The sequence below is a fragment of the Acidiphilium sp. C61 genome, from assembly GCF_905116885.1.
Lineage (GTDB): Bacteria > Pseudomonadota > Alphaproteobacteria > Acetobacterales > Acetobacteraceae > Acidiphilium.
In genome coordinates, this window is sequence record NZ_CAJHNI010000005.1 from 1198053 (window position 1) to 1215108 (window position 17056).

At 64.1% G+C, this 17056-nt stretch carries 14 protein-coding genes; 12 read left to right on the forward strand and 2 right to left on the reverse strand.

What is annotated here, in order from left to right:
* Window positions 1-138 precede the first annotated feature (138 nt).
* The 4 genes from HUW10_RS08405 to pqqC are packed head-to-tail and all read left to right on the forward strand — an operon-like array spanning window position 139 to window position 3518.
* Entirely contained in the window at window positions 139-579 is a 441-nt protein-coding gene (locus tag HUW10_RS08405) for a cupin domain-containing protein (RefSeq protein WP_174503084.1), read from the forward strand.
* 7 nt (window positions 580-586) lie between these two features.
* The gene (locus tag HUW10_RS08410; RefSeq protein ID WP_174503085.1) at window positions 587-1837 is read left to right on the forward strand and encodes a flavin-dependent oxidoreductase; all 1251 of its coding nucleotides are present in this window, start codon (window positions 587-589) and stop codon (window positions 1835-1837) included.
* Window positions 1834-2739: an alpha/beta hydrolase gene (locus HUW10_RS08415; protein ID WP_236656297.1), complete on the forward strand. Its 906-nt coding sequence runs from the start codon at window positions 1834-1836 to the stop codon at window positions 2737-2739. The genes HUW10_RS08410 and HUW10_RS08415 overlap by 4 nt, the downstream gene beginning before the upstream one ends.
* A 14-nt stretch (window positions 2740-2753) precedes the next feature.
* Window positions 2754-3518 (forward strand): pyrroloquinoline-quinone synthase PqqC, encoded by a 765-nt coding sequence (gene pqqC / locus HUW10_RS08420; RefSeq protein ID WP_236656298.1) that lies wholly within the window; start codon window positions 2754-2756, stop codon window positions 3516-3518.
* Between the two features lie 212 nt (window positions 3519-3730).
* On the opposite strand, the gene HUW10_RS08425 is transcribed toward pqqC, so the two are convergent.
* Window positions 3731-4482 (reverse strand): IS5 family transposase gene (locus HUW10_RS08425; protein WP_174502420.1). Its coding sequence is split into 2 segments (ribosomal slippage): window positions 3731-4152 and window positions 4152-4482, totalling 753 coding nucleotides; the frame shifts between segments, so codons are not numbered across the junction.
* A 274-nt stretch (window positions 4483-4756) separates the two neighbouring features.
* Here HUW10_RS08425 and HUW10_RS08430 point away from each other — a divergent pair.
* The 5 genes from HUW10_RS08430 to HUW10_RS08450 all read left to right on the forward strand — a co-directional run bounded on the left by HUW10_RS08430 (window position 4757) and on the right by HUW10_RS08450 (window position 10981).
* The gene (locus tag HUW10_RS08430) at window positions 4757-6121 is read left to right on the forward strand and encodes a transporter (RefSeq protein ID WP_174503087.1); all 1365 of its coding nucleotides are present in this window, start codon (window positions 4757-4759) and stop codon (window positions 6119-6121) included.
* 135 nt (window positions 6122-6256) lie between these two features.
* Window positions 6257-7030, forward strand: a complete 774-nt coding sequence (locus HUW10_RS08435; RefSeq protein WP_201712600.1) for a FadR/GntR family transcriptional regulator — start codon at window positions 6257-6259, stop codon at window positions 7028-7030.
* Between the two features lie 31 nt (window positions 7031-7061).
* Entirely contained in the window at window positions 7062-8066 is a 1005-nt protein-coding gene (locus tag HUW10_RS08440) for a substrate-binding domain-containing protein (RefSeq protein ID WP_201712601.1), read from the forward strand.
* 9 nt (window positions 8067-8075) lie between these two features.
* The gene (locus HUW10_RS08445) at window positions 8076-9977 is read left to right on the forward strand and encodes a sugar ABC transporter ATP-binding protein (protein ID WP_174503089.1); all 1902 of its coding nucleotides are present in this window, start codon (window positions 8076-8078) and stop codon (window positions 9975-9977) included.
* Window positions 9974-10981: an ABC transporter permease gene (locus tag HUW10_RS08450; RefSeq protein ID WP_201712602.1), complete on the forward strand. Its 1008-nt coding sequence runs from the start codon at window positions 9974-9976 to the stop codon at window positions 10979-10981. Before HUW10_RS08445 ends, HUW10_RS08450 begins: the two co-directional genes overlap by 4 nt.
* 5 nt (window positions 10982-10986) lie before the next feature.
* Here the strand turns inward: HUW10_RS08450 and HUW10_RS08455 are convergent, their stop codons facing one another.
* Window positions 10987-11595, reverse strand: coding sequence for a hypothetical protein (locus HUW10_RS08455; protein WP_174503090.1), 609 nt, complete (start codon window positions 11593-11595; stop codon window positions 10987-10989).
* A 490-nt stretch (window positions 11596-12085) separates the two neighbouring features.
* Here HUW10_RS08455 and HUW10_RS08460 point away from each other — a divergent pair, with 490 nt between their 5' ends.
* From HUW10_RS08460 to HUW10_RS08470, 3 genes are read left to right on the forward strand one after another with little or no spacing between them, the layout of a single operon-like run.
* On the forward strand, window positions 12086-14416 hold the full coding sequence (locus HUW10_RS08460; RefSeq protein WP_174503091.1) for a bifunctional diguanylate cyclase/phosphodiesterase: 2331 nt from the start codon (window positions 12086-12088) through the stop codon (window positions 14414-14416).
* The gene (locus tag HUW10_RS08465; protein WP_174503092.1) at window positions 14400-14996 is read left to right on the forward strand and encodes a hypothetical protein; all 597 of its coding nucleotides are present in this window, start codon (window positions 14400-14402) and stop codon (window positions 14994-14996) included. Before HUW10_RS08460 ends, HUW10_RS08465 begins: the two co-directional genes overlap by 17 nt.
* Window positions 14996-17041, forward strand: coding sequence for a TonB-dependent siderophore receptor (locus HUW10_RS08470; RefSeq protein ID WP_217425392.1), 2046 nt, complete (start codon window positions 14996-14998; stop codon window positions 17039-17041). Before HUW10_RS08465 ends, HUW10_RS08470 begins: the two co-directional genes overlap by 1 nt.
* Window positions 17042-17056 lie beyond the last annotated feature (15 nt).

The window sequence follows — 17056 nt, forward strand, 5'->3', positions numbered from 1 at the left end:
ATCGCGCCACCGGGATCGGAAAATGCTCTGGCGCCGCCCCGAACTCGGCTGGACGCCCCCGGTCAGCACCTTGATCAGCGCCGTCTTGCCCACACCGCCGCCGCCTGATTTAACCATGCGAAACAGGGGAGACCGACCATGAACGACATGCCGCCCGGAATCACCAGGACCGACGAGGGGATCGACGGCGTTGTCTGGAACGTCCTCGGCCAGACCTACACGCTGAAGCAGGAGTCGGACCATTCGATGGCCTGGCACGCGGTCTTCCCGCCCGGCACCTTCGTCCCCCCGCATGTCCACCCGACGCAGGACGAATTCATCTACATGCTGGAGGGAAAATTCGATCTCTGGCTCGACGGGCAGGATCTCTCGGCCGGTCCCGGCGACCTGGTCCGCATGCCGATGGGCAAGCCGCACGGCATCTTCAACCACTCGGATGCCGACGTGAAATGCCTGTTCTGGGTCGCCCCCAGTCGCTCGCTGCGCGCCCTGTTCGAGCGGATCCACAACCTCGCCGACCCTGCGGAGGTCGTCCGCATCGCGGCCGAGCACGAGGTCCATTTCCTGCCGCCGGGCTGAACCCGCCATGCGCGTGCTCATCGCCGGCGGCGGCATCGGCGGACTCACCCTCGCCCTCATGCTGCACCGAAGCGGCATAGAGTGCCTCGTGCTGGAGGCCGCACCGGAAATCCGTCCGCTCGGCGTCGGCATCAACATCCTGCCGCACGCCGTCCGCGAACTCGCCTCCCTCGGCCTGCTGCCCGCGCTCGACGAAATCGGCCTGCGCACCCGCGCGCTCTCCTACCTCAACCATCGCGGCCAGGTGATCTGGACCGAGACGCGTGGCCTGCATGCCGGCCACGACGTGCCGCAATTCTCCATCCATCGCGGCCGGTTGCAGGACATGCTCTGGCGCACCGCGCGCGAGCGGCTGGGGGAGCGGGCGCTGCGCCCGGACGCACGCGTCGCCGCCGCCACCGAGGCGGACGGTGCCGTGCGGGTCACGCTCACCAACGCCGCCGGTAATCGCGAGACGATCGCAGGCGATGTGCTGATCGGCGCTGACGGCATCCATTCCACCCTGCGCCCGCTGCTGCTCGACGCCGACCCGCCGATGCGCTGGAACGGCATCCAGATGTGGCGCGGCGCGCTCGACTGGCCGGCCTTCGGCAGCGGCGATGAAATGATCATCGCCGGCAACGCCACTGCCAAGCTCGTCTTCTACCCGATCGGCCAGCCCGCCGCCGGCGCCGCCGGCACGCGGCTGACCAACTGGGTCGTCTATGCCCGCACCGGCGCCGAGGGCACCTCGCCGCCCGCGCGCGAGAGCTGGTCGCGCCGCGGCGCCTGGGAGGAGTTCGCCCCGCTGGTCGCCGGCTTCGCGCTGCCCTTCGTCGATATCGAGCGCCTCGCCCGCACAACGCGCGAAATCTTCCTCTACCCGATGTGCGACCGCGATCCGCTGGACCGCTGGACGCGCGGGCGCATCACGCTGCTCGGCGACGCGGCGCATGCGATGTATCCGGTCGGCTCGAACGGTGCCTCGCAGGCGATCCTCGACGCCCGCTGCCTTGCCGACCGTCTGGCCGCAAGCGCCGACACCCCCGCCGCACTCGCCGCCTACGAGGCCGAGCGCCGCCCCGCGACCGCCGCCGTGGTGCGGTCCAACCGCGTCGGCGGCCCCGAGCGCGTCATCGACCTCGTCGCCGCCCGCGCCCCCGACGGCTTCGCCCGCATCGACGACGTCGCCCGCCCGGACGAGCTGGAGGCCATCGTCCGCGGCTACGCCACCCTTGCCGGCTTCGCAGCACCGCAACCTGCGAGCGGCGCGCCATGACCGACCCGTCCGACCCCGTCTTCCAGTATCTCGCCGGGCAGATGCGCCCCAGCCATCCGGCGCTGATCGAGGCCTTCCTGCGCGAGGGCGACGCCGCCATCGCCGCCCGCGCGCCCCGGCTCGACATCCCCTACGGCCCGCATGAGCGCGAACGCTTCGACTTCTTCGCCTCCCCCGGTGCCGCGGCGACCCTGCTCTACCTGCACGCCGGCTACTGGCAGGGGCGCGACAAGGCGCAATTCCGCTTCCTCGCGCCGCCCTTCGTCGATGCTGGCTTCAACGTCGCGCTGGTGAACTACCCGCTCTGCCCCGATGCCAGCCTCGCCGCGCTGACCGGATCGGTGCGCCGCGCCGTCCCCGCCGTCTTGAACGCTGCCGGCACCGGCGGGCTCATCGCCATCGGCCATTCCGCCGGCGCCCATCTCTCCGCCGAGCTCGCGCTGACCGACTGGGACGGTCCGAGCCCGGTCACCGCCATCATCGGTCTCAGCGGCGTCTATGATCTCGACCCGCTGCGCGCGACACCGCTGAACGACCGCCTCGGGCTCGACGCCGCCGCCGCCCGCGCCGCCTCGCCGGTGCATCGCGTGAAGCAGCTCATGCCGCCGGCGATCTTCGCCGTCGGCGGCGACGAAACCCCCGCCTTCCGGGCGCAGACCGGCGCGATGCACGCGGCCTGGCGCGCCGCCGGCAACATCGCCCACGAGATCATCGTCCCCGGCGCCGATCATTTTTCTCTCCTGCGCCACCTGGCCGATCCCGCGTCGCCGCTCTTCGCCGCCATCGCGCCGCTCGCCGCTCGCCGCTCGCCGCCCCGGGCCGCTGATCCGCCCCGCCGCGCAATGATCGAGATCAATGCGCCGCCGACCATCCCCTGTCGTCCTTCCGGCCTCATGCTTTAGGGGAATGTCCAATGATGAGAGCCGATCTCCTGGCCGAGGCGCCACCAGCCGATGACGGCCGCGCGCCCTGGTCGCACGCCGAATTCGAGGCGAAGCTGCGCGAGGCCGGCAGCGCCTACCACATCCACCATCCGTTCAACGTGATGCTCAACACCGGCAAGGCGACGCCGGAGCAGATCCGCATGTGGGTCGCCAACCGCTTCTATTACCAGATCGCGATCCCGGTGAAGGATGCGGCGATCCTCTCCAACTGCCCCGACCGTGAGATCCGCCGCGGCTGGATCCGCCGCATCCTCGACCATGACGGCTTCGACTACGAACTGCCCGACGGCACCCATCTGCGCGACGATGGCGGCATCGAAGCCTGGCTCCGCCTCGGCATCGCCACCGGCCTTCCGCGCGAGGAGATGCTCGACCTGCGCCACCTCCTGCCCGGCGTGCGCTTCGCGGTCGACGCCTATGTCAATTTCGCCCGCCGCGCGCCCTGGCAGGAGGCCGTCTGCTCCTCGCTGACCGAGCTTTTCGCGCCGGACATCCACCGCCAGCGCCTCGCCACCTGGCCCGGACACTATCCCTGGATCGAGAGCGAGGGGCTGGACTATTTCCGCAACCGCACCAGCCAGGCCCCGCGCGACGTTGTCCACGGCCTGCAGATCACGCTTGCCCATTTCGCGACGAGGCCAATGCAGGAGCGCGCCCTGCAGATCCTCAAGTTCAAGCTCGATATCCTGTGGACGATGAACGACACGATGGGACGGCATTACGGCGTCACCGCCTGAGCCTGCCTGCAAGCCAGAGCACGGCCCGATCCCGATGGATCGGATATGGCGCCCTATCATACTGATAAAACAGAATCTTTATCCGATCAGACAACCCCGTCTGATCGGACGATGCTCTGGCGCCGGGGGCCATTGCCGCGAGGCCGGGCGCATCCTTAGAGCACTTTCCGATCCGGCTGGATCGGATGTAGTGCTCTAGGGTTTGTGGGGATTCATCGTGAGTTGATGACGGCTGCGGCGAGGTAGATCATTGCCTGGAAGCTCTGGTCTGTTTTGCAGGCGCGCAGGGCGATGCGTTTGAACTCTTTGAGCTTGCAGAAGAAATTCTCGACCAGATGACGCCATTTGTAGATTTCGCGGTCGATTTTCAGCTTCAGTGCCCGGGCCGGATGCTGGGAAATGACGACCCGGGCGCCTCTTTCGTTGAGTTCTGCGACCAGAGCGTTGCTGTCGAATGCCTTGTCTGCGATCAATCCACCGAATTCGACGTTGTCGATCAGTGGCGGGACCTCGATGCCGTCATGGCGATTGCCCGGCATGAGACGAAAGCGCACAAGGTTGCCCAGGGCATCCGTCAGCGCCAGGATTTTGGTTGTCATGCCACCTTTGGAACAGCCTATGGCCTGGCTTTGAGTCCCCCTTTTGCGCCCTGGCCGTGACGGTGGACCTTGACGATCGTGGCGTCGACCATGGCGTATTCCATATCGGGTTCATCAGATACCGCGTCGAAAATCCGTTTGAAAACATCAGCGCGGCGCCAGTCGTTGAACCGGCGGTAGGCCGTGCTCCAGTTGCCAAACATCGAAGGCAGATCACGCCACGGACTGCCAGTGCGGACAATCCAAAGTACCGCTTCCAGAAACAGCCGATTGTCCCGCCCGCTGCGGCCAGGGTCACTCGCCTTGCCAAGACAATGCGGTTCCATCCTCGCCCATTGGGCGTCCGTCAGTACAAATCGTTCCATTCACAGCTTGAATCACAGCAACACCCAAATGGGAATCCCAAATCCCCACAAACCCTAGTATATTGATAAATCGAGCATCTTTATCCGATCAGATGGTTCCATCTGATCGGATGATGCTCTAGCAGCCGCACCCAATCCCGTATTCCGAACTTTCGCGCGTGAATGAATAATTGTATGGAAAAATTAAATGCGTATAAGGAATTGATCATCTTTTGTCTGGACTTTCATATTTCCGGGCGCAAGGCGCTGCACGAAACGCAGGGATGGGGATGCTATGAGCAGAATTCACATGATCGCGCGGACGATGCTCGGTGGGCTGGGTTTTGCCGTTATGATCCAGGGGGCGGCAGACGCCGCGACGCCAGAGACCGCCGCCCGAATCCGTGAACTGAACGACCGGCTGAACCATCAGGCTGCGGTGTTGCAGAAACAGAAATCGAGCCTGGTCGCGCAGATGGATGCGATCCGCACCGAACTCGAGTCGATCCGGCGTGAGCGCGCCGAACTCGCGGCACTCAACGGCGGCGCGCCGCCACCCGCCCGCCGGCGCGTCGCACAAGCCCCGGCTACTACGGTACCGGCCGCGGCGCCGCGCGAGACAACAGCCCCGGCCGCCGAGGCTGCCGCCTCGAACCAGCGCGAGCAGGCCGACGCCAACCGTAAGGCGCGGGCCAACCTCGTGCTGCAAACAAACTCGTCCCTCGCCCAGTCCGGCGGTGTGCTGACGCCGAAGGGGACGCTCGTGATCGAGCCGTCGCTGCAATATTCCTATTACAACAGCAATCAGGTGAACGTCAGCGGGTTCACCATCGTTCCCGGCATCACCTTCGGGAACATCAACATCAACAAGGTATACGAAAATCTGCTCACCGAGCAGCTCACCCTGCGCTACGGCCTCACCGGACGGTCTGACATCTATGTGCGGATTCCCTTCGACACCGGGTATAACACCACGATCACCTCGCCGGTCCTGGTCGGCCAGAGCGTCGGGCCGCTGACCGTTTCGGCGCACGCCTTCAACCTCGGCGATGTCCAGTTCGGCGGCAGCTACCAGCTCAACAGCGGCTCGGAATCGGTGCCGACCTTCGTGGCCAACCTCAACTTCAAGACGATGACCGGAACGAGCCCGTTCAGCGTGCCGATCTTCACCACGAACTCGCCCCAGGGGATCTATCTGCAAGGCGTGGACAAGCGCCTGCCGACCGGCACTGGCTTCTATCAGCTCCAGCCGAGCCTGACGATGCTGTATCCGACCAGCCCGGTGATCCTGTTTGCCAATCTGAAATACGTCTATAATTTCGGCCGCACCGTCAGCATCCAGAACCCCGGTGGCGGCGCACCGATAAAGGCGAAGCTGCAGCCGGGCAACGGTATCGGGCTGTCCTTCGGCATGGGCTTCTCGCTCAACAACCGCGCGTCGTTCAGCGTCGGCTACGAGGAAGACCAGTATTTCGACGAGCAGCAGAACGGCCAGAGCATCAAGGGCACGGCGTATGACGCGGGCGCCTTCGATTTCGGCCTCGGCTACCAGATCACCCATAATGCCAGCCTCAATGTCGGGGTCAGCATCGGCGTTGGCCCCAATTCGCCCGCCGCACAGATCGTCGTCCGCCTGCCGATCAGCCTGAACATTCTCTGACCGCCGCCGCCGCGAAACGCGGCGGGGCATTTCGGCTCCGGGCGGGTTAAACCCTCGCTTGACCGTGATCGGCGAATGGTGTTTGCTCCGCTGGTCTGCTGGCTGGGCCAGTGGACAAGCGGGAGGATAACAGACGTGCCGCAAGGCGCCTTTTCCGTGATCGGGCATCTGCCGGATCTGCGCGATTCCGTCATGCGGCGGACGACGCGCGAGCTGGTTGCCGAGAAGATCGCCGGGCTGATCGCTGCCGGGATCGTCAGGGTCGGGGATCCGCTGCCAAGCGAACGCGACCTTGCCTCGGCGTTTCAGGTCAGCCGCGAAACCGTTCGCGGCGGCATCCAGATCCTCGCGGCACGCGGCGTGATCGAGGTATCGCAAGGCGCGCGGACGCGGGTGATCAGCACCGAACTCGGCCCCATGGCGCCCGGCGTGACCGAAACCCGGCGGATCAACGAATACGATATCGAGACCGTTCATGCAGCGCGCATGCTGGTCGAGCGCGAAGTGGTCGCGGCGGCGGCGCGGGAAATCACGCAGGACGATCTCAACTTCCTGCGCCGCTGCCTCGAGACGCAGAAATCGGCGGAGACCGACCCGGTCCGGTTCCTGATTTCCGACCGCGAATTCCACCTCGCGATCTATCGCGCCTGCGGCAATCCCGCGCTCGCCGATTTCGTCAGCGATCTCTACACGCACATGATGGAAATCCGCCGCCGCGCGGTGGCACAGGAGCAGGCCGTGGCCCGGAGCGTTGCCGATCACGAGGCGATCCTCGACGGGCTGACACGGCATGACGAGGCGGCGGTGGTCGCCGCCTTCGACGTGCATCTCGACCGGATCTACCAGACCACCCGCCACGTGATCGAGGGCGGCAGGCCGCCGCCCCGCGCCCGAACGGGTAACAGCTGAACCGACAATCCCAAACAAACCGGAGGAAACCATGACCGACGACATCATCATCCACGCCAAACCTCGCCTGATCACGAGGCGAACCCTCGGCAAACTCGCCGCACCGACGGTCTTTGCCGCGGCAATGGCGCCCGGCCTTGCCTTCGCCAAGGGCAAGCGCCTCGCCTACATCACCCCGGGGCTCGACCTGCCCTACTGGCGCACCCTCTCCAACGGCATCGCCGCCGAGGCAAAGAAGCACGGCGCGAGCTCGGTCACCTATGACAGCCACAACTCGGCGCAGACCCAGCTGACCAACGCGCAGGACGCGATCGCCAAGAATGTGGATGGCATCATCCTCTCGCCGACCGATACCTCGACCGCCCCCTCCGTCCTCGCCGCCGCCGCCCGCGCGCGCATCCCCGTCGTCATCGCCGATATCGGCACTTCGGGCGGCGAGTATCTCTCCTTCGTCATCTCCGACAACCGCAAGGGCGCCTACGGCATCGGCAAGGTGCTGGCCGCCGAACTCAAGGCGACCGGCCGCAAGCAGAACACGGTGGGTCTGGTGACGATCTCGCTCGCCCGCCAGAACGGCAAGGACCGCACCGCCGGCTTCATGCAGGCGATGGACGAGGCCGGGATCAAGCGCGTCGCCCTCTCGCAGATGCAGACCTATACGGCCGATGAAACCTTCAAGTTCGTGCAGGACATGCTGACCGCGCATCCCGAGATGGACGGGCTCTTCGTCGAGACCGACGAGCCGACCATCGGCGCCCTGCGCGCGATCCACGCCGCCCACCGGCAGAAGACGATGAAGGTCGCCGCGTTCGATGGCATCCCGGAATTCATCAAGATGATCGAGGACGACACCATCGTCGGCTCCGGCATGCAGCAGCCCTACCTGTTCGGCACCGAATCGGCGAAGGCGCTGTTCCAGCATTTCGCCGGCACGACCCCGCCGAAGCGGATCGAAATCCCGATCATCGTGGTCGACAAGTCGAATGTCGCCAAGGAAGCGCCGATCGTCCGCAAGACGACATTCGGCCTGAGCTGAGCGATCGCCGTGGCCCTGCTCGAACTGCGCGACATCTGGAAGCGTTTCGGGGTTACCCAGGCGCTTTCCGGTGCCGCGTTCGATCTCCGCGCGGGAGAAATCCACGCTCTTGTCGGCGCCAACGGCGCCGGCAAGTCGACCCTTTCACGGATCATCTCGGGCCATATCAGGCCCGATTCCGGAGACATCCTGCTGAACGGGGCACGGCTGCGCCATGCCGGCGCGCGCGATGCCATCCGCGCCGGCATCACCATGGTGACGCAGGAAACCTCGCTCGCGCCCGATCTATCGGTGCTCGAAAACATCATGCTGCCGCGGATCGCGATGCCCGGCCGGCTCGACTGGCGCGCCCTGCGGCGGCAGGCGCAGGCGCTGATCGGCGAGATCGGCCAGAGCGAGGTGCTGCGGCCCGACATGAAGGTGAGCGAGCTGAGCATCGGCCAGCGCCAGCTGGTCGAAATTCTCAAGGCACTGGCGCTGGACAGCCGGATCATCATTTTCGACGAACCGACCGCTTCACTCTCGCCACACGAGGCGGAGCAGCTGTTCGGGCTGATGCGCAGCCTCGCCACACGGGGGCACGGGCTGATTTTCGTGTCGCACCGGCTGGAGGAGATTTTCGCCGTCACCGACCGGGTGACGGTGCTGCGCGAGGGGCGGATCGTCGCCAGCGGCCTTGCCACCGAAACCTTGCAGCAGGGCGAGCTGGTGCGCCTGATGGTGGGGCGCGAGCTGCAGGACATCTACAACCGCGGCGGCCGGAGCCGGCGGCGCACGGATGGCGCGGTCGTCCTTCGGGTCAACCATCTGAGCTGCCCGCCGATGGTCCGCGATGTCTCCTTCGAGGTTCGCGCCGGCGAGGTGCTTGGTCTCGCCGGGCTGGTCGGCGCCGGACGCTCGGAGACGATCGAGACGATTTTCGGCCTGCGCCAGCCGGTCTCCGGCACGATCGAGCTCGACGGCAAACCATTCCGGGCTCGCTCGCCGCGGGATGCGATAAGGGCGGGTATCGGCCTCATCCCGGAAGACCGGCGAGGCCAGGCGATCGTGCCGGATTTCTCGGTGCGCGAGAACCTGCTGCTCGCGCATCTCGGCGCGCGCTCCGCCGTGACGCTCGGCTATGGCACGCGCGGCGCCGCGGTGCGCGCGCTGCTCGAACGGCTGGAACTGCCGGAACGGCGCCTGCTCGACGCCAACATGCTCAATTTCAGCGGCGGCATGCAGCAGAAGGTGATCCTGGCGCGCGGTCTCGTGCTCGCGCCACGGTTGCTACTGCTCGACGAACCGACACGCGGCGTCGATATCGGCACCCGCAGCAGCATCTACGCAATGTTGCGCCGGATCGCCGATGAGGGTGTGGCCTGCGTCGTGGTATCGTCGGATTTCGAGGAAGTGATCGGCGTGTCGGACCGCATCGCCGTGCTCAGCGATGGCGCAAGCGTCGCGGAACTGCCCGCGGAACTGATTGATATCGAAAAGCTCGGCATGTTCGCCGCACCGCGCAGCTCGGCGGAAAAGACCCACACCGTGCTCGCGGAACTGGTGGCGCGGTATGGCGGCACGGCCTACTGGATGGCCGCCGAGGGCGGCCGGCTGTTCTGCTTCGACAGGGTGGGCGACGATCCGTCGGCCGATCCCGGCTTCGTCACCGGTGGCTTTCCGGAAATCGCGGCAACGGCAATCGCCCATGCGGTGGGCGCGCCGGCCGGCGCACTGCACCGGGCCGCGGATGGCGCGCGCCCGACCCTGCTGGTGCCGATTTCCGGCAAGCGCGGCCACAGCCTCGGGATTGTCGGGCTGACCTTCGGGCGGGCGCCGGCCGATTTCGACGCTGCCGCGGTGACGCAACACATTCTCGCAGCGCTCGGCGAGCGGCGGGACGCTCCAAACGAGACCAGGATCGAGGCATGACCCCCATGAACGGACCCGCCACTTCCCTCACCGGGCAGACCGGTACCGCGCCGCGCCGCACGCTGCTCACCCTGCTCGCGACCCAGATCGAGCTGCGCATGTCGCTCGTCGTCGTCGCGGTGATGGCGGTGCTGTCGCTGATCTCGCCGTATTTCCTCACCCTCAACAACATGCTGAACCTGCTGAGCCAGTCGGTCGTGGTCGGGCTGCTGGCACTCGGGCAGACGCTGGTGATCCTGATCGGCGGCATCGATCTGTCGGTAGGCTCCCTGGTGGGGGTGACGGGGATCGTGCTCGGCCTCTCGCTGCACCATGTCCCGATGCCGGTTGCGTTCCTGTTCTGCCTTGCGGCGGGCGCCGCGGCCGGGCTGGTCAACGGCCTGATCATCACCTACGGGCGGGTGGCCGCCTTCGTCGTCACGCTCGGAATGATGTCGATCGGGCGCAGCCTTGCCTATGTGCTGAGCGGGGCGAACTCGATCAGCGGATTGCCGGCCGGCCTCGGCGCGCTTTCGGCGGACTCGCTGTTCGACATTCCGGTGGACTTCCTTGTGCTGATCGCGTGTTACGCGCTGTGCTGGTGGTTCCTGAACCATACCAAAGGCGGGCGGACGCTGTACGCGCTCGGTTCGAACGCCGAGGCGGCGCGGGTCGCGGGGCTGCGGATCGGGACATGGAGCGTGCTGGCCTATGTGATCTCGGGCCTGATGAGCGGGGTTGCGGCGATCTTCATGGCGTCGCGAATTCTCTCGATCGACCCGATCGGCGGCCAGGGCCTGGAACTCGACGCGATCGCAGCGGTCGTGATCGGTGGCGCCAGCCTGTTCGGCGGCCGCGGCTCGATCATCGGCACCCTGTTCGGCGTGTTCGTCATGCTGTTCATCCGCAACGGGCTGAACCTGCTCAACGTCTCGCCCTACTGGCAGGGCACAGCGATCGGATCGGTCATCATCGTCGCGGTGCTGGCGGAGCGGCTGCTGAGCGGCGCCCGCCGCCGCGGCTGAACCGCTCAGAACCGATAGTGCAGGCCCGCGGAAATCAGGTTTTCGGATTCCATGCCACCGGTGCGGTCTTCGGTTGCCGTGAAGTACGTATCCTGCAAGCGAACGAACCAGGAGCTGCCGAGCGGCAGATCGACCCCGAACCCGCCGTCAAGCCCGTATTTCCCCCAGCCGGCCACCGCGCCGAACTTGGCGAAGAGCGGATACCCCGGAAGATAGACCAGGCCGTCGAGGCTGAATTCTGGCCCCGGCCGCACCGCCCGCTCTTCCTTGCCGGTGGTGATCAGGAAAGCGTCGAGGCCGAACGTGGTCAGGCCAGGAACCGTATGGCGGTAGCCGAGCGAGACATAAGCGGAGCCAGGAATGAAATTATACCCGGCGCCGACGTTGAGGTTCCGCGCCTGTGCGACAGAACCGAGCGACGCCGCGAGCAGGATGCCGGCAACGGAAAGCCAGCGGCAGGCTTTCGATGCGATTGTTTGCATTATCAGTCCAAGCGCCTCCTGAGCCGGATCGTTTTGCTGATGCCCGCAGCCCCGGAGCGCGGCCGGCATGCGCGGACGGGAGGCTTCGAACGGCAGGGTAACCTTGGGGACAGGCTCAATCAAGCGACCCATCAAGCGTTCCGGGATATCTTTGAGGGGCGGGCCGGCTGTCTTGCCCGGGAAGACCCGGCATCATTATTTGCATGAACGAATATATTGTACGACGCGCGGCGCGAGGCAAATATTGCGATTAGGTAAATTTTTTGCTAACAAAAGAGCTGGTTGCTTTTTTGAGAAATTGACAGCGGAGAAATATCTTTTTGATTTAAAATTCTCAAAATAATTCTCTTGATCTTTTATTTACACAAGTCCGATGCAGTGATGGAAATACCCGCTAAACTCGCCATTAACGATTCTGATATAGTCAATCCGTAGCGGCGGCAGGTTCGTCCATGTTTCTCAGGTCGGCTGATTTTACCGGATCATTCTCGAAGCTTTCTGATTTGTCACCGTTCAAGAATGCCATGACTGTCATCGTCCAGGCCGCGCGCTTCCGGAACGAAGCGCCTGTGCGGCAACGCGACCCGGCTTCATGCTGAGTGCGCATCCCCTGCTGGATCTGATGAAGGCGCCGCTGCTCGGCATCGGCGCCGCAGGGGTTGTTTACGCGATTGCAGCACGCACCGGGCGGATGCCGCCGCGGGGACGAATTGTCCTCGTTGGCCTTCTCGGCACGGTGGCGGCGGTCGGTGGCTGGCTGGTGTTCCTGGTCAGTCTGCATATCTACTTTCCGCATGTCCGCGATGCGATCCCCCTCGCGGCACGGCTCGAATCCTTCAGCTTCATGGCGGGCGGCGCGTTTATCGCACTGTTCATCACGCTGTTCCTGACGCGCAACAGCCGGAACATGGCGCTCGCCAGTTCGACGATTGCCGCGGGGGCGTCGTGCATGGTGTTTGCCGCCGTCAGCGGCATCGCGCAGCCCTTCACCCTCGCATACGAACTCAGCCGGGTCGTCGTCACGATGCTGGCCGGCGGCCTGTTTGCCGCAGTCGGAATCCGGTTTGCGAATCGCCCGGACAGTTTCCCCCTGCTCAGCATTCCCGCACTGGGATTTTCGGTCGTGGTGCCGATTTTTGGCGCGCTCTCGGCGATTCTGCCATTTGCCGACTGGGTAACGGCAACACGCCAGCAGAACTCCTTTGCACTGCACCCGCTGCAACTCGTGTTCGTTTCAGAACTCGTCGTGATGCTGACATTCGCATTGGCCGGCGCCGGCGTCGACCGGCAGAACGCGCTCAGGGTCGCCAGCGAAAACACCCGCCTGCGCGAACTGACGGACAACATGTTCGAGGCGCTGCTGATTCATCGCAAGGGCGTCATCGTCGAAATCAACCAGGTATGTTCGAAGCTGTTCGGCTGGCCCGCCGAGGTGCTGGTCGGCAGCCCGATCGACCGCTTTCTGCCAGGACTCGCAACGATCGACCGGGCCGATCTGGAGGGACCGCATGCCGGCGAGACCACGATCATGACGGCAGGCGGCGAATCCATTCCGGTCGAAACACTGTCGCAGATGATCAGTTTCGGGGGCAACAAGGCGCAGGTCACTGCGCTGCGCGACATCAGGAGCCGACGCGCCGCGGAAGAAAAAATCCGGTTTCTTGCGCATCATGACGCGTTGACGAAACTGCCGAACCGGCTGTTGCTGCAGGAGGCGCTGGCACGGGAGATCGCGGCAATTCGTGCCGGTGGCCCCGGACTTGCAATCTTCTACATCGACCTCGATCGCTTCAAGTCGGTGAACGACACGCTAGGGCACCAGATCGGCGATAAGCTGCTCCAGATGGCCGTGGCCCGTATTCTGTCCAATATCCGGGACATCGATCTGCTTTGCCGGATTGGCGGCGATGAATTCGTGCTCCTCCAGCCGCGCGTCGAGAATCCCGAGATCGCGGGATCGCTGGCAACGCGCATCAATCACGCGATCAGCCAGCCCTATCAGATCGACGGTCATGCAGTGAATATCGGGGCCAGCATCGGGATCGCGCTCGGACCGCAAGATGGCACGGAAGCCGACAAGCTGATCGGCAAGGCCGATGTCGCGCTCTACCGCGCCAAGGCAGACGGGCGAAACCGGCACTATTTCTTCCGGCCCGGCATGGACACCGTGCTGCGCCGACGGCGCGTGCTTGAACAGGAACTGTCAGCCGCAATCGAGCACGAAGATCTCACCATCAACTACCAGCCCGTGGTGACGGCAGACTGCCAACTGGTTGGGTTCGAGGCGTTGTTGCGCTGGACATCTCCGACGCGCGGCAGCATCTCGCCTGACGAGTTCATTCCGATTGCCGAAGAAACCGGACTGATCGTGAAGCTCGGCGCATGGGTTCTCGATGCCGCGTGCCAGCAGGCGGTGAGCTGGGGTGGGCGATACTGGGTGGCCGTCAACGTGTCTCCACGGCAACTCACCGAGGAGGACTTCCCTCGACTGGTGGCGGAAACCATGACCCGCGCCGGGCTAGCCGCGCATCTTCTCGAACTCGAAGTCACCGAAGGCGTGCTGCTGCATGACAACGCCCAGGCGCTCAAAGCGCTTGCGGAGCTGAAACATCTCGGACTGCGCATCTCCCTCGACGATTTCGGGACCGGGTATTCCGGACTGTCCTCCCTGCACCACTACCCGTTCGACAAAGTCAAGATTGACCGCTCCTTCATCGCCAGGATCGCGGATGGCGACCGTGCGCGGGCAATCGTGGCGGCCGTGCTGGCGATGAGCCGCCAGCTCGGCCTTACCGTGACCGCCGAGGGGATCGAGACGGCGACCGAATTCACGGTGATGCGCGACAGCGGATGCGATCTCATGCAGGGCAATTTCCTGAGCCCGCCGATCTGCGACAACGACCTCGACCTCTACATCAAAGCCCAGGGATGCCGCGATGCCGCACATGCTTGAGCGCAGAGACCGGCGACCAGCACGGGACCGCAAATCTGCCGTAGCTGTGCAGCTTGTCTGCGCACTGACCCTCGGACTGGCGCTTGTTGCCGGGACTGCCCATGGCCAGACCCCATCGTCCGTGCCGTCCTTTACCGCAACGGATATCAAGGTTCTCAACAAGCTGTTGATATTCCTGCGCCCGGCAGTAAAAGCCAACGGAATCATTGCAATCGCGTATCGCTCGGGCAATGCAGCGTCGAAAGCCGACGCTGAAGCGATCGCAGCAATGATCGGCCATGGCTTCATGACAGGCACCGCCCATCTCCGACCGGTTCCGGTCCCGGCAAACCGGCTGTTGGCAGACAAGTTCGAGATCATAATCCCGGCCGATGAAACGCCGATGCAGGAGGTGGCAGCGGCATCGGCGTCGCATCACGCGCTTTGTGTTACCTCGCACGTTGCGCGGGTGCGGGCCGGAACATGCACGCTTGGTATCGTGTCGCAACAACGGGTGACAATCGTCCTGAACACGAAAGCCGCACATCGCGCCGGAGTGAGTTTCGCTGCCGCGTTGTTATTGATGATCGAGGAAGTATGATGCGGCAGCAACATCGCAGATCGGCTCGTGCGATCATTCAGGTAGCCCTGCTCGCCTCTCTGGCTCTCATGGGACGGGCCCATGCGCAGATCTTCCCCTATGGCCAGCTGGAACAGGTATTCGGCGCACCCGTGACCGCGGCTGCAACAGGCACACCTCAGCTCGCGAGCGATGCTCCCGCCAATGTAGTGATTATTACCCAGCGACAGATCAGGCATTCGGGAGCGATTTCGATCCCCGGGGTTCTGAAATATGTCGTCGGACTCAACGTGCGCCCCTATACCATGACCTCACCCGAAATAGGGGTTCGAACCTACAACCAGCCATACAATCCGCGCCTCCTCGTGCTGCTGAATGGCCGACAGGTTTATCTCGACGATTTCGGCCACGTCGTCTGGAGTTCGATTCCGGTTCAACTCTCGGAAATCCGGCAGATCGAGGTTATCAAGGGGCCGGCGACGGCACTGTATGGGTTCAACGCCGTTGACGGCGTGATCAATATCGTGACCTACGACCCTCTCGACGATCGGGTGAACAGAGCCGACGTATACGGCGGTACCCAGAGCCAATACGGAGCCTCCCTCGTTGGTACTGCCCATGTCGGGCGAATGGGTATTCGCCTCTCGGCTGGAAGCTATCTGGCCGAACCAAAATACAGTTCCGCCCTGCAACGTCCCGACACCGTCTCGCTGCTCAAGCCCCAGAACGAAGAGGTTCACCTTTCGACGCGCACGGCGCTCAGCCCCGGCGTCAGTCTTTATGCCAGCCTGAGCTACAGTTACGGCAAGATCCCGAGCGAGACTGTCGCGCCGATTTTCAGCACGCTCTTCCTCTATACAAATTCGCAGAGGGTCGAGCTTGATGCGGATACCAGGATCGGGCGGATCAGCCTGAATGCCTATCGCAACGGATTGCAGGCAAATATCGCAATTCCGTTATTTGTTTTGCCCAACAATCTGATGCAGCAGCGCGTCTATGTCCTGCAAGCGACTGATTTGATCAGGGCATCCCGCAATCACGTCATCAGGCTGAGCCTCGAATATCGAAACAACGCCGCGCATTCCCTTGGCTTTCTCGGCGGGACAGTCCGCTACCAGGACATCGCCGCCGACGCGACCTGGACATGGCACCTCGCTCCCTCAATCTCCCTGACGAACGCGGTACGGGTTGATGATCTCTGGCTGGGATATGATGGCGTGCCAATCCCGACTTCCGGCCTGACTGCACAGCAGATCGGCCACGGCGGTTTCACGGCACTCAGCTTCAATTCCGGCCTCGTTTACAAGCCGACGACGGTTGATACGCTCCGCCTCCTGCTCGGCCAGGGTGTACAGGCGCCAAGCCTGGTCGATTCCGGCCTGCAAATAGGCACGGGGCCGCTAGGTCTGGTGGGAGCGACCGGCAATCCATATCTAAACCCGATGATCGTCGATAACGCCGAACTCGATTGGACCCGGGAGCTTCCCGCCCTGCATTCGGCGCTCCATACCGCGCTTTTCATCGAGCGTGACAACAACATCATCAGTTCGCCGGCCAGCGGTGTCATTGCGCCGATATCCTCATCCTCGGTGATCCTCGCGGCCGAGAATACCGGCTGGTCCGAAGCGGGGGGTGGGGAAATCTCGCTGAAGGGCCATACGAGATCGGGCTGGCGCTGGTCGCTTGGATTCGCCTACGAAGACACGTTCGCCCGAAAGATCGGTAACTACCACATTGCATTCGCGAGCAACAGCAATCTGTTTTCGACCGTTCCACGTGACAGCGTGGTCGCCCATCTCGGGCGCACATGGGGCCGCTTCGATTTCGATGCCTACGGAAGCTGGCAGTCTTCCTATCGCGACATCACCTTAACAACGACGATGACGCCTTTCGTCCCGGTAACGATCGGAAGCAATTTCACCTTCGACGCGCGGGTGGCCTATCATCTCACCAACCATGTCACCCTGTCGGTCGTCGGACAGCAGCTCAATGCGATCCGCATTGCCTCGACCCCGGGGCCTTACACAAACCGCCAGGTTATCGTTCAGCTGACAGCCCGTTATTAACGCTTCATCCGATCA